The following is a 26,111-nucleotide window of genomic DNA, read 5'->3' on the forward strand; positions in this document are numbered from 1 at the left end:
GTTAATTAAATTAGGTACTCGCCCATGTCATCTATAATTTCCATTGCGTTATTATTTAAAACGCCTAACTCATGCTCGATGTCATGAAATGATGAATTAATAGAAAGGGCACCAAAGATGACGTATTTCTCACCAATTTTTGAAAATGATGATAATGGCATCGGTATATTCATTTCTAACATGCTAACGTGCATATCTTGGAGGCAATCGGGTTTAACTTCTTCTTCGCCCCATAAGTAGGTAATACACAGTATTTGGTCATCGGTTACAGAAACAAAAATAGGTAATTCTTCACGGTCGATAACAGTGATCTGTAAAACGTCAACTTCGCCTGAAATAGGCTGGCAATCGAAAACCATCCCGGTTTCAGAGTTGTCTGCTAAGCTATTTAAGTGATCAGCAATTTTATGAATGTTCATGTGATTCCTTAGTCTGTTTTTCTTCGTTAATAAATCTAAAAGTTAATATCTCTCAGACATATTATGTCGTTGAGGTAAATTTAGCAGTTTGACATAATATGTCAAGCGTCAATTTGCATTATTTTCTATTTCTTTATCATTCTTGTAAATATGCGTTGTTTAAACCTTGTTGATCTCGCCATGCCTTTTGGTGTAATTGATAAATACTATGGCTACCTAAATAGTTAATAGGCACATCAGCTTGGTTTTTATAAAAGCTTTTTGAAAACTCAAAAGAATTAATAATCATCGGTAGGCTTAACCAGTGATGTTCAATAGGAAGACTTTCTAGAGACTTTAAACGATTAAGAGGACTAGCTCCGCGTTTTGAGGCTATTGTCCAGCCCCATTCACCAAAGCTTGGCACGTTATCGTGATATTGCTCAACATGAGCGAATTTTGCAGCGCGTACGGTTTTTCCAATAGCAATAAAAGCGTCTTTGGCGTGATAAGGGCTCGCTGATTGTATGCCGATCAAGCCGTCACCCGCGAGTAACTGTTGTAAACGTGCATAAAAATTCACCGAGTAAAGTTTATTTAAATCTGGGTGGCTAGGATCAGGCAAGTCAACAATGATGCTATCGAAGGTTTTCTGTTGTTTTAATAACTGATCAATCGCTAAAAAAGCATCTTCATTGAGAATAGTTACACGGGGATCTTGTAAGCTTTTTTGTGTTAATAGGTTAAGTTGAGCGGCTAACGCTGGTTTTAATTTTTCAGCAGGGTTTATAAATATCTGCATTAATTCGGCATCTAAATCAATTAATGTCACTTTTTTGGGTGACCATTTCAGGACATCACGTAATGCTAATCCGTCGCCACCACCAATAATTAATATATTATCGTGTCTTGCTGAACCGGCCATAACCGGATTAACTAAATAACTGTGATAAATATATTCATCGGAAGATGAAAACTGTAAACGGCCATTAAGATAAAAATTTATCACACTCGGCTGTTCAGTGCCCATATGGCGTTGAGTAAAGGTAAGTTGCTGATAGCGAGTTTTATCTGTGTAAACAACGTTATCTAAATAGAGTAGGTTGCTCATTTGGTTTAGCCAGCTATTACCCGAGTGATAAATAATACCAATTGCAAGGAGTAAAATAATATGGAGTGTTACTAAGGTTTTTCGCCAGGTCAGTTTTTCCCAAAAATGAAAGATGAAAACGCCACCCACAATAAGATTTAACGCGGCAGTTAACGCACTGGCTTTGCTGATATCAATAGATAAAAGAAAAATAACCCATACTGCAGCGCCGATTCCAGCCCCCACATAGTCAGCACCATAAATAGTCCCTAAATTATTTTTTAAATGTTTTTGGTGGATTGACTCTCTAATGCGTGCAATTAATGGGATTTCCATACCAATGAAAAATCCTAATATAAAGCCAAAAAAATAGGGGCTATTAAAAGCGATCTGCGAAAGTTGTTTAAAAAAACCACCTTGGGGAAGCGAGTCGGGGGGTAAATTAAAGGTGTCTGCTAATACTTGTGGGAATGTTTGAGTTAACGCTATTAACCCACCAATAATCAAAATTGAACTGCAACCTAAAAAAGCAATAATCAGTTCTAGCCAGACAAAACCTTTGAATGCACAATTAATGCCTCGTGCGGCAAAAGCACCGATCCCCATGGCTACGATCATCAAACCAATCATCGCATAAATTGTGCTCTCCATAGTGCCTAGAACACGTCCAGCATAATGAGATAAAAGGTATTCATAAATTAAGCCACAACCAGCTAAAACAGCCATGGTTAGAATAAGCAGTGTGTCGTTCCAAAATAATTGTTTTTTATTCATATTAATATAATTTCTCGCTCTTTCACTTTTTTGTGATCGCGGCTTAACGTTTACGTGCTGGGGGGGCACTAATGACTTGAAAAACAGGATGTATGAGAAAGGCCATCCTGAACATCGTCGTTCTTTGCCATCCATGGCATTACGACATACCGTTCATCCTGAACATAAAAAAGCTTTAAGAGCTTATGCTCTTAAAGCTTTTTAGTTATTGAATAAATAAAGATTAAGCCATTAAGGCCGTAAGAATAAGTGCAATTGAAATACTGGTTGCCATTTCAACACAAGCAACACCAATGTTTTGCTGTTGATCAACTTCTTCAACTAAGTTGATACCCCAAAGCACGATACGTTTGGCAATAGCAGTTAAAGCAGCTACGAGCAACGTCATTACAATTGCAAATACAAACCAAGAGACTAAATTCGTAAATAAGGTATCAGGTGAGTACGTGAGAAAGTGACTCGCTGCAGTAACGGCTAAGGCGGTACTTATTAGCTGACCCGCATAGCGGATAGCAATGGCGGTTTGTCCTTGTGAAAAAGCTTCTTGTAGGCAATCACCTTGATTATTTTTTGCATACTGGCGTTCTTTTAAACGAGTAACCAATAACAAGATAGCTTGAGAAATAATAAAACCGGCAATAATGGCAATAAATGTATCTACATCTAAACCATGTACCCACAATAAAACGGCGCGGATAATAATCGCGGTCGCAATTGCGCCTGCGGCATCAACTATACCAATAGTTAAGTTTTGCTTTAAAATTTCTTCAGTTTTATTGATATGTTGTAGCGATAACTTGTCATGTATAACACGTCCAATTTTTATCAATATTAAGCCTAACGTGCCATAAGCCAACATGCCAACAAATTCCATCCAGTAGCTTGGCGCATTTTCACCACTGATTGCGCCCGTAAGTACAATACCTAAAGCGGCAACACTACCCGCGACACTTATGCCAAAAGCAAAATTGTCTTTTTGTGCGAGCTCTTGCGTTGAGTTAACTTTAGCGGATAAGCCTGAAATAAAGCGCATGGCGCCTAGTAAAACAATCGCGATGGAAATATCAATAACTAAGTAAATTAATAGATCTTGATTTAAGGCTGTAATTTCAAAAAATTTATTCATGTTAATTCCTATATCCTACCCGTTATTTGCCGCGTCTAAAACTGCGAGATGTCGTGCTTTTGCTGTTTCTAAAGCTTGAGTTTTTTGAGTAGCTAGATTTTTTTGCATATGAACTTTTGTTGATACTGTTTGTGCTAAAACGCTTGGCACTTGTTTGTGCAGTGCTACTTTGTCTGGAAAGACTAGATGAACCCGTTCTACTTTTACTGTAAGTGCTATTGTATTTTTGTCCGCGACTTTGGAATGACTTCTTCGTACGCGTATCTAAATCATTCTGTTTTTTCAACTGGCTTGGCGAACTATACCGAGTGCGACCATAATCATTATAATAGCTGTAATTCCTTGACCGTCCCCAATCGTTATATGAAGTACGACGAGAGCCAAATACATCGCCCATCATGGAATACATGCCATACCATGCCCAAAAAGACATACCATTACTGCCTTGCGTCCAACTACCGTAACTTGGGTTACCAATTAGTTGTTCACCTGTACCAAAATCTTGAGCGTTATTGGCTTGTTTGCTTTGGGCTTTAGATAATGAATTGACTCGTGGTAAGACACCATCAGACATATCAGCAAGTACATTCAGTGGATCGCTTAAAGCATCTGAATAAAGTATCGGATCGGCGGCAAGATAGATATTAACCAGCTCATTGAACATATCTTCTTTACTGGCAAACATATTTGGTTGATTTTTAACGGTTGCTAGTCGGTCGAGCAACGACAAATACATTGGACCTTTTGTTGTTGCATCTTTGTCAAATTGATCAATTAATTGTGTAAGATGAGGTTTTTGCTGTTTTAGTTTTTCAGCGTATTGATGGATTAAACTGGCATTACGTACCTGACCACTGGTTAAAGCGTCGGCTAATTGTTGAATGCGAAGTTCAGTGATCGGCGTTTGTTGGTTAATTTTTTCTTCAAAGGGATCAGAGCAACCGACTAAGAAAATAACCAAGCTTAAAAAAGCGTATTTGATGTGCTGCATTCCTGCCATAGTGTCCTCAAAAATGCTATGGTAAATATATACTCAGGTGGTTTGAGTACGAATTTGTTATGTATATCTGTTCCCTTTTTCAATTTGCTAAAACCTGCACCTTGAATTGGTAAGAGTATATAATAACCCGATATTAATAGCATTAAAGACATAATATGTCTATTGATTCGTGATTTCATTCGGTATTATTTTTCCTTATCCTTTGCATCGTCAATAAAGTGGCTATTAAATGAATAAATCAACTAACTTGTCAGCGCTTCTTTCTCTTCAAAAGCAAAAAAGTACTCAATTATTTAATCAGCAATACCCCGGTGCAACCGCACATTTGTCTGAACAGCAATTAGCAGATTTTCAACACGCTTTAATGGCTAGCGATTTTATCTTAAACAGTGCATTGCAGTGTCCTGAAATTGTGGTGTCATTATTTTCAAGTGAGCGGGTTTACCAAACTGATTGTCCAAATTATCAACAAATGCTTGCTAAGCTGATAACGCCTTGTGAAAGTGAAGACCAGTTACATAAGGTTTTACGACAGTTTCGTCTACAAGAAATGGTGAATATCGCGGTTGCTGATTTGCTCTTTGAACTTGAATTAACCTTGTCGTTAGAGCGTTTATCTGAACTTGCTGACCAGCTTATTTTAGCGTCGTTAAATTGGTTAACGTTATTTTGCCAAGAAAAGTGGGGAATACCGACAAGTCAAAGTGGAGAGGTTCAACAACTACTTGTATACGGCATGGGAAAACTTGGCGGGCGCGAGTTAAATTTTTCATCTGATATCGACCTTATTTTTACTTACCCTGAAATGGGTGAAACGCAAGGTGCTAGGCGAAGTCTTGATAATCAACAATTTTTTATCCGTTTAGGCCAGAAATTAATTACGTCTTTGCATCAAAAAACAGCTGATGGTTTTGTTTATCGGGTTGATATGCGATTACGTCCATTTGGTGAAAGTGGTCCACTCGTTTTAACTTTTAATGCGATGGAATCTTATTATCAAGAGCAAGGGCGTGATTGGGAGCGTTATGCCATGCTAAAGGCGCGCCTCATTGGGCAAGGAATATATCATGATCAACTTTCAACCTTACTGCGTCCTTTTGTCTATCGTCGATATATTGATTTTAGCGTAATAGATAGCTTACGACGTATGAAAATGATGATTGCCCAAGAAGTACGTCGTAAGCAGTTAAAGAACAATATAAAGCTAGGTGCTGGTGGTATCCGAGAAGTTGAATTTATAGTACAAGTTTTTCAACTGATCCGTGGTGGACGTATAAAAGAATTACAACACCGACGTTTACTAACTGTGCTGCCTATTTTAGTTGAGAAAGAAGAAATTACCGCAGAGAATGAAGCGGTACTCACCAATGCCTATTGTTTTTTACGGCGAGTAGAGAATATTATTCAAGCGCTAAATGACCAACAAACACAGACATTACCCGATAACGATCTCGACCAAGCGCGGTTAATATGGGCACTTCATCATGATAAATGTGAAACGTGGTCAGATTTTCTTGAATATTTAACACTGCAAATGAATGGCGTTCACCTTGAATTTTGCGCACTCATTGGTGAAGAAAGCCCTAATCATCAAGCGAAAGATCAACATTGGACTGCCTTGTGGGACAGTCAATGGTCAGATGAAGAAAGTATTGCTTGGATAGAACAAGTCAGTGTTTTTGTTGATGCTAAAAAAATATGGGCGCTGCTCAGTGAATTTAGAGCAGACATGGAAAAACGCAGTATTGGACATCGAGGGCGTGCTGTACTCGACAAACTAGTACCTGTTTTAATGTGGCACATACAACAAGAACATAGCGGGCATTTCACACTAGAACGTGTGCTCATCATCTTTAATAAAATTTCAACGCGTACCGCTTATATTGAATTATTGTTTGAAAATGAAGGAGCGTTAAAACACCTGATTAAGTTGTGCCATCAAAGTAGCTGGATAGCAGAGCATATTGCTAAATATCCGATATTATTAGATGAATTAATTGATCCTAAATTATTAAATAATCCTCCTGAACTCAGCAGTTACTCAGCTGATTTACGACAAGCCATGTTGCGCATACCTGAAGATGATCAAGAAGCGCAAATGGACAGATTACGCCAATTTAAACAAGCACAACACTTACGTATTGCTACCGGAGATATTTGTGGAATACTACCTGTAACTAAGGTTAGCGATCATTTAACGGCACTTGCCGAAGCTATTATTGAAGAAGTTATACATTTGGCTTGGCAACAAATAGCACAACGTTTTGGTGTGCCATCATCAACGGTTGGCCAGGACCATAGGGGGTTTTCTGCGATTGGTTATGGCAAAATGGGGGGAATAGAATTAGGTTATAGTTCCGATTTAGATTTGGTTTTTCTTCATAATAGCCAAAGTGATGAAGTGACTAATGGTTTAAAGCAAATACCCGCTTCGCAATTTTATATGAAACTCGCACAACGGATCATGCATATTTTTAACACGCGTATGGCGAGTGGTATTTTATATGAGTTAGACATGCGACTCCGCCCATCAGGAAACTCTGGTTTACTGGTTATACATATTGATACCTTTGCACAATACCAACGAGATGATGCATGGACATGGGAGCACCAAGCTTTAGTAAGGGCTCGAACTGTTTTTGGCTATCCTGAGTTAGCAAACAAGTTTACAACGATAAGGAAAGAGATCCTGACTCGTGTACGTGAACGGGCAAGTGTCAGTACTGACGTGTTAAAAATGCGAAAAAAAATGCGTACCCATTTAGACAAGTCAACATCTGATAACACTGATATTAAACAAGGACAAGGTGGATTAGTTGATATTGAGTTTTTAGTGCAGTTTCTGGTACTTAGTGAAAGCTCGAAATACCCTGATTTATGTAAGTATTCTGATAATTTTCATTTGCTTAAAGCACTTCAGCACTTCGGTGTTATAAGTATCGAGCAGCAAAAGCAGTTAACGATCAGTTATTGCACTTTACGTGATTATGGCCATCACGCCACATTGAAAAATGAGCAACAATTATTAACCAAGGTGGATTTCCAGGATATCGCTGAAAATGTCAACGCTATTTGCCAATCCTTATATGAAAAACCTTGCTAAATAATGACAGGGTAATCATAGATCAAAGAGGTGCTTATCGTCTTTGAGCTTTTACGGGGAGTAAAATGCACTCTTCATCAAGGTAAGGTATATTCAAATCAATCAGTACGAGTGCGCGCTGTTGATGACAAAAATAAACGTTAATGCCTTCTGGAAAGTGTCCTTCAACAGCTTTACCCACTTGATAAGCTGTTTGAACTATTTCTTCATTGATGCGAAAAGGGTCTTTAACTAAAAAATCTCTATTTAGCCACCAAATCACTTCTAAGCCTTCATCGTTTGCGTATTCTGATAGTTTTTGAAACAGCGTTTCACCTAAACGAAAAGGGTGGTTTTCATTGGTACCACGCCAGTTCTTTCGTAATGGGCGTGTGACCATGCGACGCGCTTCCAGTAGTTTAACAATATCGCCTTTTGGATCTTGTAAGTAAACGATGTTATTACGGATCTTCGGACCAGAACTGTCATCATTGCCATGTAAATTAGCGTAAAAACGAGATAAGCCATCAGCAGCTGCATTGTTACTTTTTTTTATTGGACGAGGAATATCTTTTGTTATTGTCGCTTTATCTGAAGGGTCAATGACAGTGACTTGTTCTGTTACTGTACTTTCTTCATTTAAAGCAGAGAAAAGCTCTTCTTGGTTATCAAATAATAGAAAAGCTAAAACAATTAAAATCGAGCCAAAAATAATGTTACGTAACCAAAAATTCATAGAGTGCTTTCTTTCTTATTAGGCCACTGGAAAATTCCAGTATGATGTAACTACAATAAGTATATACCATACTGAAAAGTTATTATTTATACAATGTTGATGATTTTTAGCCTGATATTATTTATACAGTGAGGGATCATCTTCATTAGGTCTGGTTTTAAAGCGTCGGTGTAACCACATATACTGCTCAGGTTTGTACAATATAGCTTTTTCTAGCTCTTGATTGATACGAATAACGTCAGCTTCATCATCGCCAGTAGGGAAATTTTCCATCATCGGCTTAATTTCGAGAGTGTAACCGCTGCCATCATCATTTCTCGTTGGAATGAGCATATGATTTTGAACGTTTTTTTGGCGAGCAAAAATGAGTGTGCCAGTGGTAGTGGCAGCATCAGGCACGGCAAAAAATGGCACAAATAAACTCCGGCTTCGTCCGTAATCTTGATCGGGTAAATAAACACAGACTTCCTTATCACGTAATGCTTTCATTAATCCTTTAACGTCACGTTTACCTAACATGTACTTATTAGAACGACCTCGTCCTCTAAACTGAAAAAACTCCATCAGTTGATTGTTGTGAGGTCGGTAAAAAACAACCATAGGGTGGCCAGTGCCAATCCCACGGCAATTAATTTCTACACTTAAATAATGCATTGTTAATAATAAAACACCTTTGCCTTGTTGGTGCGCTTTTTCTAAATGCTCAAGGCCAACTACTTTTGTTTTTCTTTTAACTCGCCAATCTGGCCACCACCAGCCCATCCCTGTTTCAAACAAGGCGATACCGGTGTTTTCAAAGTTTTTCTTTAAAATGCGCGTACGTTCTTGCTCCGACATTTCAGGAAAGCAGAGTTCTAAATTTTTCATCGCCACTCTTTTACGGCTTGATCCTATTTTATACAGCAAACGCCCTAGGATCCTTCCTAGCATCAATTGTAATTTATAGGGTAACCATGAAATGGTATAGAGAATGATTACACCAAACCAAGTTAGCCAATACTTAGGTAAGAGAAAGGATATTTTAAAATCAGGTTGTAAAACTTTATTTTTACTCACGGGATGATGTCAACTCATTGAAATTCATGTGATACACTATTAACCATTATATCTGTATATCCGTAAAGAGTTAAGAGGCATAGGATGAAAGTAGAGATTCCCGCTTTTGAGCAGGCAAGTGTATTGGTTGTTGGTGATATCATGTTAGATCGATATTGGTATGGGCCCACGCAGCGTATTTCGCCAGAAGCCCCTGTTCCTGTCGTTAAAATCAACCAAGATGAACATCGTCCTGGTGGGGCTGCAAATGTTGCATTAAATATCGCTTCTATCGGTGGACGCGTGACTCTAATTGGGATAACGGGCAAAGATGAAGCCGCGCAGCACTTACAAAAAAAATTATCGGCATTAAATATTCACTGTGAATTTGATCAACAAGCTAATATTCCTACCATTACCAAGTTACGTGTAATGAGTCGTAATCAGCAATTAATTCGTTTAGATTTTGAAGAATCACTTAGTGATGTTGATAAAACATTGCTTGAAGAAAAAGTGGCAACCCAGCTGGTGAGTCATGATCTACTTTTGTTGTCAGATTACAGTAAGGGTACACTATCTGAAGTACAGAATTTAATTGCTATCGCAAAAAAACAAGGGAAAGCGGTTTTAGTCGATCCTAAAGGAACTGATTTTGAACGTTACCGTGGTGCTACACTATTAACGCCAAATTTATCAGAGTTTGAAGCGGTAGTGGGTGAGTGTAAAACAGAAAATGATATTGTCAGTAAAGGTCAGGCATTATTAGTAAAACTTGATTTAGAGGCAATGTTAGTGACGCGCAGTGAACAGGGAATGACCTTACTTCGCCGTGACCATGACGAATTCCATTTACCGACCCGAGCACGTGAAGTTTATGATGTAACTGGCGCTGGCGATACCGTTATTGCAACACTTGCTTTAGCTATTGCAGCAAAGGCTGAATATACCCAAGCCAGTGCTTTAGCCAATATTGCCGCCGGTATTGTTGTGGGTAAACTGGGTACGTCAACGGTAAGTGAAGCAGAATTACTCGCTGAAATATCAGCAGGGCAAGAAAGTGGCTTTGGTGTTGTTACCGAAGAGCAATTAAAAATTGCGGTTAAATTAGCAAAAGCTCGTGGTGAAAACATTGTTATGACTAACGGTTGTTTTGATATTTTACATGCGGGTCATGTATCATATTTAACCCATGCGGGTACCTTAGGTACACGTTTAATTGTTGCGGTTAACGATGATGCTTCAGTAAAAAGGCTCAAAGGGAGTGGCCGACCGGTGAACCCTACTGATAGACGTATGGCGGTGTTAGCGGGATTAGGCGCTGTTGACTGGGTAGTGAGTTTTTCTGAAGACACTCCACAGCGAATTATCAGTAATATTCTGCCTGACATTTTGGTTAAAGGTGGTGATTATAAAGTTGAAGACATTGCCGGTGGTAAAGAAGTGATTGCCAATGGAGGTGACGTAAAAGTACTTAACTTCGAAGAAGGTATTTCAACGACTGATATTATTAACTCTATTCGTTTGAAGTAGCTCATTTATTTTAGCGGTATTTTTAAATTGTCTTAATCCCAGATATAAAAAAGCAGCTAAATATAGCTGCTTTTTTTTCGGATGAACAATGAATTTTAAAGGGATTAACTTTCTAAATAATCCGTCGCTTTAACATTGAATTCGGCAAGTAAGTCGTTAATCAAACGATTAATTTCTCCAGCCATTAAGGCAAAGTCAGCATCAAGTTTTGCTATAACGTCATCACTATCAATATCGTCATTTTGTTCTTGAAGGACATCAAAGAATTTTAAACGTTTAATGGCTAAATCGTCACAAAGAATAAACGACATGGCTTCATCCCATTCAAGTGCTAATTTTACAACATATTTATCAGCGTCTAAGTGGGTTTTAATTTCATCACTATCAAGGTCTTGATTTTTAACACGAACCACTGCGCCATCATCACCTAATGCATGAAACTCTGCTTCCATGCCTAAAGTAAAGTTGTCACCAATACTTTTCTCGTTTAGCCAGTCTGTCATTAATTCATCAGGCGCTTTTTCTGGTGAAACACTGGTAACCGGTAACGTGCCAATAACTTTACGTAAAAGTGCTAATAGATCTTCAGCTTTACCACGACTCCCTGAATTTACCACAATCAGGTTATGCTCAGCATTAATATAAGCATGCGTGTCGGTGACACGAGAAAATGCACGTGGTAGTAATTCAAAAATGATATCTTCTTTAAACTGTTCTCTTTCTTTTTTGGTTGCACTACGCGCTTGTTCAACCTCAAGTTGAGCAACTTTTGCCTCAATCATATCTTTAACAACAGGTGCTGGAAGTATTTTTTCTTCTTTTCTTGCGCAAACTAAAAGGTTGCCATTAGCTGCATGAACCGTTGAATGTCCATGTTTACCTAAAGCGTTTACCCAACCAAAGTGTGACTGCTCTGTTGACCCACAAGGCGTGAATAAATGTTCAGCTAAGTGTTTTTCTAATTGATCTTCTGATAATTCAAAAGGGCGGGTAAATGTGAAAAAGTATAGATTTTTGAACCACATAGAAGCTTCCTGCGCCGTTGGAACACGAAGTGTGCCGGCTGATAAATTTTAAAAGAGCAATATAGTAACTTAAATATAAGTTATAAGCACTCATACTCTTGGGAATTAAAATGCTTATAGGTAAGGCATTGATTGAATAGGGTGTTATGTAAGGTGATTTCTGCTGAGTTACCTACATACACAACTTTTATATAGGCCCTTTTAATTACCTCATTGATGAACGTATTTGCAAACTGATCACATGATAAAATCAATGACTAGGTTAAATAATTTTACGTGCTCTGAGTTCGCCAGAAAACTTTCAGTTGTTCAAAAAATATTATTAATAGGTAACATTAGTACAGCCTTGAATTTAATATTTATATGAAAGCTATTTTAACGCATATCATTAAATTCAATATCATAGCTAAGACCTTCTCCTGCGTTAGACATTGCGACTATTGTGCCATTTAGCGTGTCGGTGACTAATTCATTAATAATATGAGTACCTAGACCTGTGCCACCATTACCTGCTTTAGTGGTATAAAAAGGGTCAAAGATTTGTGGTAATTTATTTTGGGGAACACCTACGCCATTATCTTGGTAGTGCAAATATAAGCGTTCACCTTTTAGCTGTGCACTGATAGTAATTATGCCACTTTCTATACCATCAAAACCATGGAGAATAGAATTAATAATCAGATTCGTAAATATTTGTGAAATTGCACCTGCGTGGCAGTAAATGTCAATATTGTCAGCACAGTCGACTTTAATGACATGTTTGGTTTTTTTAAATTTAGGCTGCAAAGACTGAATAATTTCATGTAGGTATTTGGCGAGATTAATTTTTCGAGTTTTGTCACTCGTTTGATCTACCGCAACTTGCTTATAGCTTGTGATCAAATCAGAGGCACGGTTAAGGTTGTTCATTAATAAGTGTAAACTTTGATCTGCATTATTGGTGAAGTCATCTAAAGATCGTTTGGTCAACTTCTGATTTTCGATATCATTTTGCAGAGAAACTAATAAATCAGCTAAATAACTGGTTGAAGTTATGCTCACACCGATAGGGGTATTAATTTCGTGTGAAATTTCAGCCGATAATTTACCTAAAATTGCCATTTTTTCTGCATCAATTAAGCGCTCTTGCGCTTTATTTAGCTCTTGAATAGAGCTTTTTAATTCTTTGTTCGTTTTCGTTAACGTTTCCTCTGTTTGACTTCGTCGAATGTTTTCAGCGGTTAACCGTTTTTGCTGCTCAATAAGTTCACGTTGTTGTTTGTTCATCTCGAGCATAGTGGTACTCAATGATGATGTTTTTTTAGCGACTTCTTGTTCTAGTATTAAGTTTTGGTCGTCAAGCTTGTGATTGGCCGCTAGAATTTCTTGTTTTGCTACACTTAGCCGTATTTGGTGCTGTACGAGTTCATCAAGCAAGTTGTTATAAGCATTTTGCAAAATATTCAGCTCATTGTTTTCATAATTCATCGTGTGAAGTTTTGATGCTTCTGGATCATCGATATCAAAATGATTAATTTGTTCGGTAAGTTCATTCAGCGGGTTGGTTAATAAATGAGAGAAGGCGAGTGAAAATAAAATAACTAATGCTGCAGTCTTTACCATCGCATTACCAATCAAAAAATATATACCTACTTCAATACGCTCAAAAATAACGGTGTCACTTGATAATAGAATGACGGTACCCACTTTTGTTGTTCGACCAGAGAATTCAAAAATAAGTGGGAAAGAATGACCGAATAATCCTCCTGAAAGTGAGTCAATGGTAAAATATTCACTATTTAATGCTATTTTTTCTGGTTGATTAAAATAATCATCGTTAGAAAACTCACCCAGTTGAGCAATAACTTGGTCATTTTCATCAGTGACTGTTATCCCCTTAATCATTGGGATAGCAACTAATCCTTCAGCAATATCGACAGCTTGTTGAGTATTCAGCTCCCAAACAGCACGAGTTAAACTACCACTGAATGTTTGTTCTAGGGTAAGCAGTTCACTGTTAATGTGACTCTTAGTGTTAATGTATTCGGCACCAATTTGAACACAGGTAACAATAAAGGTTAAAATAAAATAAACCGATAGCACTCGTGTTAATAGTTTTCGAGATATGCTTTTTACCTTCATTTCAACTTTCTTTTTTATGATACCTAACACTGATTTTAGACATTTTACGGTAGGTTAAAAGTCTTTTTTTCTATATAAATGATTTTTATTCAATAAAAGCTGTTTTATCCTATTTTAGTAGGGTAAATAATGTTTTAAGTTAAGTGATAAATGTTGAGTATTTATAAGCAAAAAAAGCTAAATTTATCAAAATGTCATAAACTTTTAAAAAAAGATTCATAATGTCACAAAAGTGTCATAAAGATTGGGCAGAATATGCGTCAAATAATGAGTTAATTTAAATAGTTTTAAACATAAAAATTCTGACATACATAAGGTATACCTATGAAACTTTCTTATAGCGTTATTGCTACAGCATTATTATCAACGTTTTCTATATCGGCATTTGCCGGTGATGTAAATATTTACGGCAAAGCAAACTTAACGGTTCAATCTTCAGATGATGGTGAGGGTTCTTACACCGAAGTTAAAAGTAACGCTTCACGTATCGGTTTTAAAGGTGGGCATGATTTAGGTAATGATTTGGAAGTGATTTTTAAAGCTGAGTTTCAAGTTGACCTCGATGGTGATAGTGAAAAAGGCAATAGTATTACTGACCGTAATCAATATATTGGCTTAAAAGGCAACTTTGGTGAAGTATTATTAGGAATAAATGATACGGTATTAAAGCAGTCACAAGGAAAGGTCGATTTATTCAGTGATTTAAATGCGGATATTAAAAACCTTTGGAAGGGTGAGAACCGTATGAGTGATACTATTACCTATAAATCACCTAAGTTTAACGGTTTACAATTAGGGGTAACTTATATTGCAGAAGATGCCATTGACACTGAAGATGGTACCTCAATTGCTTTATTTTATGGTGATAGTGGGCTTAAAAAATCTACTTTTTATGCTGCTGTAGCGATTGATTCTGAAGTGAAAGGTTATGATACAAAGCGTTTAACTGTTCAAGGCAAACTTGCGGGTTTCACTTTAGGTGCCATTGCCCATACGCAAGAAAAAGTTTCCGATGGCAGTGAAGTCGACGGTTTCTTATTCTCAGCAAAATATGGTTTTGATAAAGTTACCGTTAAAGCACAGCTGCAAACTGCTGAGTATGATGGTGGCGATGACCGTTCAGGTATGACACTTGGCGCTGATTACGCTTTAGCTAAAAGCACAAAACTATTTGCTTTTTATACTACGTTTGATATGGACAGTGCAGCAGATGAAGATTACTTAGCGGTAGGTTTAGAATACAAATTTTAAGAATCCTCATGATAATTATTGTGAAAATAAGCGACTTTTAGTCGCTTTTTTTATGGCTGGGCTTTTTGCGCGAAGATAAATGGATTAAACTTGATATGTGTAATATAAATGTCATAAAAAGTTATCACAATGGTCAATAAGTAAAGTGTGTACAGATAACGGGAAGTTAACATGAATAGACAAATATTGGTTGTTGAAGATGAAGCACCGATCAGGGAAATGATTACTTTTGTATTAGAACAAAATGGTTTTAATGCTATTGAAGCTGAAGATTACGAACAGGCTAAAGCAAAGATTGTTGAGCCATATCCAGATTTGATTTTACTCGATTGGATGTTACCAGGAGGCACAGGGGTTAAATTAGCAAAATCATTAAAACAGAATGAATATACACGCTCTATTCCTATTATAATGTTGACGGCTCGTGCTGATGAAGACGACAAAGTTAAAGGTTTTGATGCAGGCGTTGATGACTATGTAACCAAGCCATTTTCCCCAAAAGAACTTATAGCCCGCATTAAAGCAGTTATTCGTAGAGTTTCACCTACGGCACTCGAAGAAGCTATTGAGTTTCATGGTATGAAACTTGACCCCATCGCTCATCGCGTTTCAATTAATGACAGATCACTCGATTTAGGGCCAACAGAATTTCGTTTATTGCACTTTTTTATGACACACACCGAACGTGTTTATAGCCGTGAACAATTACTTGATAATGTTTGGGGCACTAACGTTTATGTTGAAGACCGTACCGTAGATGTTCATATTAGGCGTTTGCGTAAAGCAATTACTGGCGAAGGGCATGAAGATTTTATTCAAACTGTTCGTGGGTCGGGCTACCGATTTTCAGGAAAACTCAAAACGAGTGCTTAATATAAAATTGAGTTCTCGTACTGTTATTATTTGTCATAGGTAAAAACGACTCACTATGTATTTTCGTTTATCCGTCAAAAGTATCATCACGCGTTTATTGACTATCTTGTCAGTAAGCGCGTTATTTGGTTTTTTAATTGGCCAAACCCTCTTAGTACTCTTTATTAGTACTTTTGCTATTTTATGCTGGCACTACCATCATCTACTTAAACTTCTGAAGTGGTTGTGGCGTAGTAAAACACTTTCCCCTCCTCAGTCTGAAGGTGTTTGGGGTAAAATATATGATGGTTTATATCGACAAATTAGGCAACATCGCCACAAGCAAAAACAGCTGAATGAACGCATTAGAAAGTTCAGAGATGGTGCTGAAGCATTGCCTGATGCGGCATTGGTACTGTCTGATGAACTCACCATTTTGTGGGGCAATAAAAAAGCTCAGCGTATTTTAGGTATTCGCTGGCCAAGCGATGTTGGACAGCGTATTGATAACCTAATTCGTTTTCCTGAGTTCACTAAGTATCTAGAAGTCGGTAATTTTGAGCAGCCTTGTCATATTATTTCTCCTATTAATAATGATTTACAGTTAGAATTACGTTTAATGGCTTATGGTAGTGATCAGGTGCTTTTTCTTGCGCGAGATGTCAGTAAGATTAAAAGATTAGAAGAAATGCGCCGTGACTTTGTTGCTAATGTTTCTCATGAACTTAAAACCCCACTCACGGTTGTGCGCGGTTATGTAGAAATGATACTTACGACTGAACATGCGCTTGAACCTCATTGGCAAAAGGCTTTTGGCACGATAGAAACACAAGTTTCACGCATGGACCGTTTAGTCGAACAGTTATTGGTTTTATCACGAATAGAAAATCATGCAGATGAAGAAAAAAAACAACTTGTCGATATGCCTAAGTTAATTAAAACCTTAGTCGATGACGCAACTTGGCTTAATCAAGAAAAACAACATAAAATCACGGCTGATATTGCTGACGATCTATGGATTGAAGGTATTGATACTGAATTGAAAAGCGCTTGTGTGAATTTAATCTCTAATGCCATTGCTTATACGGCTGATCATGGAATTATTCATATTTCATGGCAACGCAGTGGTAATAAAGGTAAGTTTTCGGTTAAAGATAATGGGCCAGGGATTCGTCCTGAGCATGTTAATCGTATTACCGAGCGATTCTTTAGAGTAGACAAGTCTCGTTCTCGTGACACCGGAGGTTCAGGCCTTGGTTTATCAATTGTTAAGCATGTATTACACCACCATAACGCTGAATTAGCGATTGAAAGTCAGTGGGGTGAGGGCAGTGAATTTATTATTTATTTTGAAGTATTAGATAAAGGCTAAGGTCATTTTTATACTTATTTAATGAAAGAATAAAGTGTTAGATAACTTTATTCTTTCATTGATAAGCGTCCCTAAAAGCTGCTGTTCACTGACGTTCATAAACTTTTAAGTGCAAGTAAATTAGTTTGTTCCGCAATCTCCTTTTATAACTTATAGCACCGAACCAATCTCATTAGAATTTTTTCTACATCTTGAATAATATTATTAATTTAATGTTTTTATTTCGCATACCTTAGTTATATACAAAAAGGCTTTTTTTTCGAGAACGGAGTTTGATAGGTAGCTCAAAATCAACACATAGGCATATTCGATAATAATGCGATAGATGAAAATGTGATTACTATAGAAGACTCTATTGTTATAAAAATATTATTGTGATGTAACGAATAGTTTTCATTTATTTATGTTGGTGAATATCAGGGAAAATATGCTTATATATTTACGTATGTCATATAAGTGTCACAAACCTTAAATATAATTGTCACATAAGGTTTATATAGTGTTCATAAATTAATTAGCCCCAAATAAATTAATAATAATTTATTTGGGACAACACTCTCAGTGGAGAATAACATGGGTTTTAAACGTGCTTTAGGCGTTATAGGTTTAGCAAGTTTGGTGAGTTTCTCATCAATAGCAATGGATAAAGATTTACCTGAATATAAAAAAGTCAGTGGTATTTCAGGAAATTTATCTTCGGTTGGTTCTGATACTTTAGCCAACATGATGACATTTTGGGCTGAAGAGTTTAAACGCACCTACCCAAATGTGAATATACAAATTCAAGCAGCAGGTTCATCTACTGCGCCACCGGCATTAACAGAAGCGACTTCAAACTTAGGGCCGATGAGTCGTAAAATGAAATCTCGTGAAATAGAGTCATTCGAAAAACGTTACGGTTACAAGCCAACGGCTGTTCGTGTAGCGATTGATGCACTTGCTGTTTTTGTTCATAAAGATAACCCTATCAAGGGTTTACGTATTGATCAAGTTGATGCTATTTTCTCAAATAACCGCAAATGTGGTGCTAATAAAGATGCAGACCGCTGGGGTGATTTAGGACTAACAGGAGACTGGGAAGCTAAAGATATTCAACTTTATGGTCGTAATTCAGTTTCTGGCACTTATGGTTACTTTAAAAAGAAAGCGCTTTGTAAAGGTGATTTTAAAAACACCGTTAATGAACAGCCAGGCTCAGCTTCTGTTGTTCAATCAGTATCATCTTCATTAAACGGTATAGGTTATTCGGGTATTGGTTATAAAACATCAGGTGTTAGAGCGTTAGCGTTATCTAAAAAAGGTGACAACTATGTTGAAGCTAATATGGCGAATGCTATCTCGAAAAAATACCCATTATCTCGTTTTCTATATGTTTACGTAAACAAGCACCCTAACAAGCCATTAGCGCCAATGGATGCTGAGTTTTTAACAATGGTACTTTCTCAGTCAGGTCAAAAGATTGTAGAGAAAGACGGTTATATTCCACTACCTAATTCGGTTGTTCAAAAAGAATTGAAAAAACTAGGTATCAAGCTTTAATCAATACACCTAAGTTGCTCTTTCAAAAGGCCTGATTTATATCAGGCCTTTTTTCGTTTATATTAACGAGCGAGTGCAACTATAAAGACAAGCAATAGTTGAGTATCTTAAGCAGGCACTTATTAGTGAACTTCATTGCTACACGAATGCAGAGTTAAATCCTTTCTGTAATAAACCTACCGAGAGGATTTTTATTGGGTAAAGACAGTTGGGTAACATAATGAAGATTTTTGAGATTTAACTTTATCGATATTATCAATAAAAAGACAAGATATACCTATTAAAAGTGACGTTGAAGATAATACTAAAAATCAGCAGCAGTGCTATCATCAATAGACGTTTTTAAATCAATTCCAAGCGTTGCTATAGCTGCTTGCTCATAAAATAATTCAGTATCTACAATGGGACGATTAAGAAGCCAATGCTGATCAATCTGTAATGTTAAGCTCTGGCTAGAAACATTAACGCTAGCAACAGGAGAAATTGTATCATCTTGGCGTTGCTGAGATAATAAAATGGCTAGTCGCAATAAGCTGCAAATTTGCTTTAAACTCTCAGGATTTAATAAATACCACTGGTACTGAGTCAGGGGTGTTATTTTTTTTCGTTGATTTCCTACCAGCCAGGCAAGTGCTTGCTGCTGCTCTTGGTTAAATCCAGCTAAATCGCTATGGGTGAGAATGTATTGTCCATGTTTTTGATAACCTGAAGGATTAATATCAATCCCTAATTCATGTAGTTGCGCAGCAAACATTAATAATTCAGTGTAAACGGGTGAAGATAAAACCCATTTGTTTTCTACTTGTGTTAACCATATTTTTAATACGTTTTGAATGATACTGACTTGTGTTTGGTCAACATTAAAACGCATTGCTAAGTTATTTACACTGCGTTGGCGGGTATTATTGTTTATATGGGTTAGCGTAAGGTTTTCAAGTTGTTCATATAAAACGCCTTCACGAAGTGCATATTGACAATAATCAAGTGCGTTAATCTCCAAACACTCCATGAGTGCAATGGCTATGGCAACACCTGCACAAATCAGTTCTTGTCGGTCTTCTTTTAAGCCATCAATGTTTAACTCATGGTAATGGCGGTATTCTAGTAGTTGTTTTTTTAAGGTATACAGCTGTTTTAGTGTGAATGGTTGTGGCAATTTTCCTTCATTGTTAAGTACTTTATATATATTTTTGAATGTACCAGAAGTGCCAATAGCACTTTGCCAACTCGCGTTCTTAAAGCGCTTGATAACAGAATCTATTTCATGCTTAGCAGCACGAATTGCTTTTTTAAAGGCTTCTTCACTGATTAATCCATCGGCAAAGTAGCTTTGCGTATAGCTGACACAACCAATATTTAAACTGGCTAAAGTCATTATTTCTTGTTGGTTACCAATAATGCACTCGGTACTGCCACCACCAATATCAATAATTAATTGTTGTCCAAAGTTTTCACAATGATGGACAACTCCTTGGTAGATTAAACGGGCTTCTTCATGCCCTGAAATGATTTCAATATCGTAAGGGAAAACTTTTGCTGCCTGTTGTAAGAACGTTTCGATATTTTTTGCTTTTCGCAGACTATGAGTCGCGACAATACGAAAATTTTCCCTATGAATATGGGCAGCAGAACTAGCTATGTTATCAAGGGTTTTTACGCCCCGGTAAATAGCTTCAGCGCTTAAATTATTATCTTTATCTAATCCTTGAGCAAGTTTTACCCGGTATTTTTCCGAATGTAGAATTTGTAAATGCTCACCTATTTTTCTGGCGAGTACAAAGTGAAAACTATTTGAACCAATATCGAGTGCTGCAAAGTAATCTTGTGTTATGTGTTGTTCATTAGTGGTTGTTGGCGATTTTTGCATCATTTACTCATGATTTTTTACAGTTTCACTAGCCATTGTAGACTCACTTTTTATATTCGGTAGGGTTTTTATCAACCATTGCTGATCTATAAACTCCTGTTCTTGCAAATAATCATAGATCGCTACTTGTGAGCGAACGCGCTCATTATTATTGTGGCTAACATAGTGATTTGTTTGCTGACGATCAATTATTCTCGCCTTGGTATTATCTTTAAAATGTAGCTCGATGGTATGTAAAATTCGTGTTTTTAACTCTTCATCATATATGGGGCAGGCCACTTCTACTCGATGATCTAAATTTCTTTCCATCCAATCTGCAGAAGTGATAAATACTTGTTTATTTCCCTCATTATGAAACACCATTACTCTGGGATGTTCTAAATATTGGTCGATAATAGAAATGACTTTTATTTTTTCACTCATCCCTTTCACGCCAGGAATAAGTGAGCACATACCACGTATAATTAAACGAATATTGACTTTAGCATTGCTGGCCGCATACAGCTTGGTGATTAAGCCTTTATCAACTAGATTATTGAGCTTTAAAATTATCTCTGCTTTATCACCTTGCTCTGCAACCTGAATTTCATGATCAATAAGTTGATATAAGCGACGTCTTGCTGTTAACGGTGAAACAATTAAGTGATTAAATCGAAAACGTTTATAACTATGTGAAATAAAAGAAAATACATTATTCACTTCTTGGCAAATTTCTTTATGTTTTGTAAAGAGTGAAAAGTCAGTATAAACGCGTGCGTTATTCTCATGGAAGTTTCCTGTACCAATATGTGCGTACTTAACGGTTTGTTCATCTTCAATTCGAGTAATTAAGCAAAGCTTTGCGTGAATTTTAAGTGTTTCAATACCAAACTCTACATGAATGCCCGCGTCTTTCATTACTTTTGCCCATTCAATATTTGCTTGCTCGTCAAACCTTGCTCGAAGCTCAATAACAACAGTAACCTTTTTACCATTTTTTACCGCTTCAATTAATGAGTGGATAATACGTGAATTTTTTGCAACTCGATAAACGTTAATCTTAATGCTTTTAACTAACGGATCATAAGAGGCTTGTCTGACAAACTCGGTGAAATGTTTAAATTTATGATAAGGGTAATACAATAAGATATCGTGTTGATGTATTGCATCAAAAACAGAATCAAAGGCCATAAAACGACTGGAGGTTAGTGGTGGTAATTCTGATTTTTCGAGATTTTTATTTCCTATATTAGGAAACTTTATAAAGTCTTTAAAATGACGATAGCGAATGCCGGGGACTAAATTATCAAGTTCTTTTATTTTAAGTGCTTTACGTAAGAAGGTGATCATATATTGTGGCATGTTATGGTCGTAAACTAAGCGTACCACATCAGCTTTTCATCGTTGTTTTAACCCCTTAGACATTTGGTCAAGTAAGCTTTCATCGAGGTCGTCAATTAAATTGTATTCAGCATCACGGGTGAGCTTTATTGAATAGGCTTCTAATCTATCGTAGTGAAATACTCCTTTAAAAAGTTTTTCAATAAAGAAATGTACAACATCATCAAGTAGCATTATATACTGACTTTTACTGGGCTGATGTTCGCTAGAGAGCTTTTCTGGGATAAGAATAAAACGCTGAACTTCCTCGCGAGGGATCTCTACCAAAGCAAACTGTATTTGTTCGGTCTGTAATTTATCTTCGCAATTTAAGGCGACTAAAAAATAAATACCGTCATCATCAATACAATGAGCTAGATGTGTTTTTGAGTGGATAACAATAGGGGTGATATGGCGAATAATTCTGTTATCGAAATACTGCTCTAGCCATGATTTTTGGTCAACATTAAGCTTGCTCTCAATACTATTTGATTGATTGTCGTTAAAAATAATTTCTATTTTTTTATCAGTAAGTTGCGAAAAAAGCCGCTCGGCAACACGTTTAAACTCTTCGGTAGAGCCATTAACTTTATCACTAATTTGCTGATGTAGCAGTGTATTGGTTTTTTGTCCGCTGTTTTGAGCAACTTCTAAAATAGCACTTCGACGAATACCCGCAATACGAACACGAAAAAACTCATCTAAATTTGCTGAATAAATGCCTAAAAAACGAATGCGCTCAATAAGTGGAACTGTTTCATCAGCCGCTTCTTGTAACACACGTTCGTTGAAGGTAAGCCAGCTGAGTTCTTTGTCAAAAAAGGTAAGGGGATTATTCATCTTGTTTACTCAAACGTAATTAATATTACTGTTAAAACAAGTATAGGTAAAAAATATGACGGTTTTATTATGCCAATAAAGACTGGGGGAAACAGGCTAATAAAACCTTAAGGGTTATGTGATGGCCTTTATGATTAACGAGAAATATCAACCATTAAATCGTCAGCCAAATCTTCTAATGCACTTATTAAGCTGTCTGTTTGTTTATTGTCAACGGATAAGGTTATTTTCGCTTTAAAAAGTGCTTGTCCTGTATGCGGGGCATTGTCTTGCACGCTAACCAGTTTTAACATATTCCCCCCTCGATGATGAATAACAGCCGATATCTCTTCTACAATACCTTCTCTGTCGTTCGCTGTAAGTTCTAAGACAATGTTAGCGGCATTGTTGGCTTTTTCTGGAGTAGCTTGTTCAATGTTTATGGTAAAACCAGGTAATGCTTTTAAATCACGGGTTAGCGCTGCAGATTGAGCTTGCTCTACTGCAATCTCTAGTACACCAGTAAAGAAGCCTGATAAGTGATGTAAACTACTATTTTGCCAGTTACCTTGGTGCTGCTTAACCACTTTTGATAAAGTTTCGACTAAACCAGGGCGATCTTTGGTCATAAATGAAATAACTAAATGGTTCATGATGTGCCTCTATAAAAAGCTGATTTTATATAGTATTAAACTAAACGTGATAATTGTGAAAGCTCTTTGTGAAGCTGGCTTTCATCACCTAGGTTTAATTCAACTAACCTTCTTAAGTGCGTAACGCTGTCAATGTCGATGGCATTACATTGCAAGCCAACCTCACACTGCAAGCCTGTTTTATCACTGACCTCATGCACTACGGCAATATGCATTTCAACAACTGATTCACCATTTGTTAAGTCAAAGTGTAACAAGCCCAATTTGCCTTTTAGTGAGCTTTCAGCCTTAGGCATAGTGACTAAGGCGCCATTAAGTGAAATGTCGTGGATAGTAACGGGATAATTTTGCTGTTCAACCTCTAATATCGCATTGATTGAAAACAAAATTCGTGTGAATTGACGTCTATTTTCCATTGCTTAAGTTCAAATAGTTAATTGGTAACTTCAGCATAGCCCCCTTTTGTAAAAAAGGCACTTTATTCATGTGAATTTTTATATATTCACATAAATAAAGTGCCTATAACTATTTAATAACTAATAGATATTTTTTAGATAAATTGCTTTAGGGGGGTATATTACCCTATTTTTTTGTATCTAATTCTGTGAGGCTCAGTAGCTGCAGGGCCCAGTGTTTTCTTTAACCAAGCTTCATAGTCAGTAAAATTACCTTCATAGAAGTTAATCTGTCCTTCATCACGGTAATCTAAAATGTGAGTTGCAATGCGGTCAAGGAACCAACGGTCATGCGAGATAACCATGGCACAACCAGGGAACTCTAACAACGCTTCTTCAAGCGCACGTAAGGTTTCAACATCAAGATCGTTGGTGGGTTCATCAAGCAGTAATACGTTACCGCCGGTTTGCACTAGTTTAGCTAAATGAACTCGGTTACGTTCTCCACCAGACAACTCACCAATGATCTTTTGTTGATCGTTACCTTTAAAGTTAAAACGGCTGACATAAGCACGGCTTGGAATTTCAAAATTACCAATTTGTAATATCTCATGGCCTTGAGATATTTCTTGGTAGACGGTTTTACTATTGTCCATGTCATCACGGAACTGATCAACACTGGCAAGTTTAACCGTATCACCTAGCTCTACATTACCTGAGTCTGGCTTTTCAGCACCCGACATTATTTTAAACAGTGTAGATTTACCTGCGCCGTTTGGTCCGATAATGCCAACGATAGCACCTTTTGGCACACTAAAACTTAAGTCATCAATAAGTACTCTGTCACCAAAAGATTTTGTTAAGTTATTAACATCTAAAACTTTATCCCCTAGACGAGGTCCAGGTGGAATGTAAAGTTCGTTGGTTTCATTACGTTTTTGATGATCTTGACTATTAAGCTCTTCAAAGCGCGCCATGCGGGCTTTGCTTTTTGATTGACGAGCTTTCGGATTTGAACGCACCCATTCAAGTTCTTGCTTGATGGTTTTTTGTAGTGCACTTTCACCTTTACTTTCTTGTGCAAGACGTGCATCTTTTTGTTCCAACCATGAAGAATAGTTACCCTCATAAGGAATACCATGCCCTCTATCAAGCTCTAGAATCCAACCCGCTACATTATCAAGGAAGTATCTATCATGGGTAATTGCTACCACAGTGCCTGGGTAATCGTGTAAGAAACGCTCTAACCAAGCAACAGATTCAGCATCTAAATGGTTAGTTGGTTCATCAAGTAATAACATGTCTGGTTTTTCGAGCAATAAACGACAAAGCGCGACACGACGGCGTTCACCACCACTTAGTACCGCAATTTTTTGATCCCATTCAGGTAAGCGTAAAGCATCAGCCGCACGTTCTAAAACGTTATCAAGATTATGACCATCTTGTGCATTAATAATATCTTCTAAATCGCCTTGTTCTTTGGCTAAGGCATCAAAGTCAGCGCCTTCTTCTGCATATTCGTTATAGACTTGGTCTAAACGAGCCATAGCATTTTTAACTTCAGCAACACCTTCTTCAACAGCTTCACGCACTGTTTGGCTTTCATCAAGTTGAGGCTCTTGCGGTAAGTAACCAATTTTTGTACCGGCTAAAGACGTAGCTTCACCTTCAAAGTCTTTATCCACACCTGCCATAATGCGAAGCAAGGTTGACTTACCTGAGCCGTTCAAACCTAAAACACCAATTTTAACGCCTGGGAAAAATGAAAGACTAATATCTTTAAGTATTGTTCTTTTAGGTGGAACCACTTTTGATACGCGGTTCATCGACATGATAAATTTATCTGGTAATGGTTGTGCCATGGAAAACCTTATTATTTGAAGGAAGAAATTAACTTGTCGATATTTTAGGTTAAAGGGGCTAGGCAAGCAAATGTGTTTAAAGGGATTTAAGTTTTTTCATCAAGTGGTTTGATTACACAGATGCAATAAGTAAAAGCACAGCTTTGATTTTTATTACATTGAATATACGCGTAATGAAGTTTTTCAACTGCCGCCCCCTGTGTCATGACCAAAGTGAATGTATAA

19 protein-coding genes and 1 pseudogene are annotated in these 26,111 nt (G+C 37.1%); 7 read left to right on the plus strand and 13 right to left on the minus strand.

Annotated features, from left to right (window positions below):
- Positions 1 to 5: 5 nt before the first annotated feature.
- Both H4J39_RS04545 and H4J39_RS04550 read right to left on the minus strand, forming a co-directional pair.
- Positions 6 to 419 carry a YjfI family protein gene (locus tag H4J39_RS04545; protein ID WP_182181802.1) on the minus strand — a complete coding sequence of 138 codons (414 nt, stop codon included), beginning with the start codon at positions 417 to 419 and terminating at the stop codon, positions 6 to 8.
- 136 nt (positions 420 to 555) lie between these two features.
- Complete coding sequence (locus H4J39_RS04550; protein ID WP_182226201.1) at positions 556 to 2,262, minus strand: polyamine aminopropyltransferase; 1,707 nt, start codon at positions 2,260 to 2,262, stop codon at positions 556 to 558.
- A 76-nt stretch (positions 2,263 to 2,338) separates the two neighbouring features.
- Between H4J39_RS04550 and H4J39_RS19095 the strand changes: the two genes are divergently transcribed.
- Entirely contained in the window at positions 2,339 to 2,467 is a 129-nt protein-coding gene (locus H4J39_RS19095) for a hypothetical protein (protein ID WP_259368757.1), read from the plus strand.
- 18 nt (positions 2,468 to 2,485) lie between these two features.
- Here the strand turns inward: H4J39_RS19095 and H4J39_RS04555 are convergent, their stop codons facing one another.
- Both H4J39_RS04555 and H4J39_RS04560 read right to left on the minus strand, forming a co-directional pair.
- Positions 2,486 to 3,388, minus strand: a complete 903-nt coding sequence (locus H4J39_RS04555; RefSeq protein ID WP_182226202.1) for a DUF350 domain-containing protein — start codon at positions 3,386 to 3,388, stop codon at positions 2,486 to 2,488.
- A gap of 22 nt (positions 3,389 to 3,410) precedes the next feature.
- A complete protein-coding gene (locus tag H4J39_RS04560; RefSeq protein WP_182226203.1) occupies positions 3,411 to 4,388 on the minus strand; it encodes a hypothetical protein in 978 nt (325 codons plus the stop codon).
- 229 nt (positions 4,389 to 4,617) lie between these two features.
- Here H4J39_RS04560 and glnE point away from each other — a divergent pair, with 229 nt between their 5' ends.
- Positions 4,618 to 7,491, plus strand: coding sequence for a bifunctional [glutamate--ammonia ligase]-adenylyl-L-tyrosine phosphorylase/[glutamate--ammonia-ligase] adenylyltransferase (glnE, locus tag H4J39_RS04565; RefSeq protein WP_182226204.1), 2,874 nt, complete (start codon positions 4,618 to 4,620; stop codon positions 7,489 to 7,491).
- Positions 7,492 to 7,525: 34 nt separating this feature from the next.
- On the opposite strand, the gene H4J39_RS04570 is transcribed toward glnE, so the two are convergent.
- Positions 7,526 to 8,206: a TcpQ domain-containing protein gene (locus tag H4J39_RS04570; protein WP_182226205.1), complete on the minus strand. Its 681-nt coding sequence runs from the start codon at positions 8,204 to 8,206 to the stop codon at positions 7,526 to 7,528.
- 117 nt (positions 8,207 to 8,323) lie between these two features.
- Positions 8,324 to 9,262, minus strand: a complete 939-nt coding sequence (lpxL, locus tag H4J39_RS04575) for an LpxL/LpxP family Kdo(2)-lipid IV(A) lauroyl/palmitoleoyl acyltransferase (protein WP_182226206.1) — start codon at positions 9,260 to 9,262, stop codon at positions 8,324 to 8,326.
- Between the two features lie 84 nt (positions 9,263 to 9,346).
- On the opposite strand from lpxL, the gene hldE reads away from it, so the two are divergent.
- Positions 9,347 to 10,771, plus strand: a complete 1,425-nt coding sequence (gene hldE / locus H4J39_RS04580) for a bifunctional D-glycero-beta-D-manno-heptose-7-phosphate kinase/D-glycero-beta-D-manno-heptose 1-phosphate adenylyltransferase HldE (RefSeq protein ID WP_182226207.1) — start codon at positions 9,347 to 9,349, stop codon at positions 10,769 to 10,771.
- Positions 10,772 to 10,875: 104 nt separating this feature from the next.
- On the opposite strand, the gene rdgC is transcribed toward hldE, so the two are convergent.
- Positions 10,876 to 11,796, minus strand: a complete 921-nt coding sequence (gene rdgC, locus H4J39_RS04585; protein WP_182226208.1) for a recombination-associated protein RdgC — start codon at positions 11,794 to 11,796, stop codon at positions 10,876 to 10,878.
- 375 nt (positions 11,797 to 12,171) lie between these two features.
- Positions 12,172 to 13,917, minus strand: a complete 1,746-nt coding sequence (locus H4J39_RS04590) for a HAMP domain-containing sensor histidine kinase (RefSeq protein WP_182226209.1) — start codon at positions 13,915 to 13,917, stop codon at positions 12,172 to 12,174.
- Between the two features lie 324 nt (positions 13,918 to 14,241).
- Here H4J39_RS04590 and H4J39_RS04595 point away from each other — a divergent pair, with 324 nt between their 5' ends.
- The 4 genes from H4J39_RS04595 (at position 14,242) to H4J39_RS04610 (ending at position 18,931) form a co-directional block, all read left to right on the plus strand.
- Positions 14,242 to 15,168: a porin gene (locus H4J39_RS04595; protein WP_182226210.1), complete on the plus strand. Its 927-nt coding sequence runs from the start codon at positions 14,242 to 14,244 to the stop codon at positions 15,166 to 15,168.
- Between the two features lie 171 nt (positions 15,169 to 15,339).
- The gene (phoB, locus tag H4J39_RS04600) at positions 15,340 to 16,041 is read left to right on the plus strand and encodes a phosphate regulon transcriptional regulator PhoB (protein ID WP_182181813.1); all 702 of its coding nucleotides are present in this window, start codon (positions 15,340 to 15,342) and stop codon (positions 16,039 to 16,041) included.
- A 55-nt stretch (positions 16,042 to 16,096) separates the two neighbouring features.
- Positions 16,097 to 17,392, plus strand: coding sequence for a phosphate regulon sensor histidine kinase PhoR (phoR, locus tag H4J39_RS04605; RefSeq protein WP_182226211.1), 1,296 nt, complete (start codon positions 16,097 to 16,099; stop codon positions 17,390 to 17,392).
- Between the two features lie 573 nt (positions 17,393 to 17,965).
- On the plus strand, positions 17,966 to 18,931 hold the full coding sequence (locus H4J39_RS04610) for a PstS family phosphate ABC transporter substrate-binding protein (RefSeq protein ID WP_182226212.1): 966 nt from the start codon (positions 17,966 to 17,968) through the stop codon (positions 18,929 to 18,931).
- A gap of 304 nt (positions 18,932 to 19,235) precedes the next feature.
- Here the strand turns inward: H4J39_RS04610 and H4J39_RS04615 are convergent, their stop codons facing one another.
- From H4J39_RS04615 to ettA, 5 genes and pseudogenes are all read right to left on the minus strand, one after another.
- Positions 19,236 to 20,801: a Ppx/GppA phosphatase family protein gene (locus H4J39_RS04615; RefSeq protein WP_182226213.1), complete on the minus strand. Its 1,566-nt coding sequence runs from the start codon at positions 20,799 to 20,801 to the stop codon at positions 19,236 to 19,238.
- Positions 20,802 to 22,997: pseudogene (gene ppk1, locus H4J39_RS04620) on the minus strand (polyphosphate kinase 1).
- A 134-nt stretch (positions 22,998 to 23,131) separates the two neighbouring features.
- Entirely contained in the window at positions 23,132 to 23,629 is a 498-nt protein-coding gene (locus tag H4J39_RS04625) for a glycine cleavage system protein R (RefSeq protein ID WP_182226214.1), read from the minus strand.
- A 35-nt stretch (positions 23,630 to 23,664) separates the two neighbouring features.
- Complete coding sequence (locus tag H4J39_RS04630) at positions 23,665 to 24,045, minus strand: PilZ domain-containing protein (protein ID WP_182226215.1); 381 nt, start codon at positions 24,043 to 24,045, stop codon at positions 23,665 to 23,667.
- A gap of 161 nt (positions 24,046 to 24,206) precedes the next feature.
- Entirely contained in the window at positions 24,207 to 25,886 is a 1,680-nt protein-coding gene (gene ettA / locus H4J39_RS04635; RefSeq protein ID WP_182226216.1) for an energy-dependent translational throttle protein EttA, read from the minus strand.
- Positions 25,887 to 26,111: the final 225 nt, after the last annotated feature.

Origin of the sequence: Colwellia sp. Bg11-12, assembly GCF_014076955.1 — a bacterium.
In the GTDB taxonomy this organism is placed as follows: domain Bacteria; phylum Pseudomonadota; class Gammaproteobacteria; order Enterobacterales; family Alteromonadaceae; genus Colwellia_A.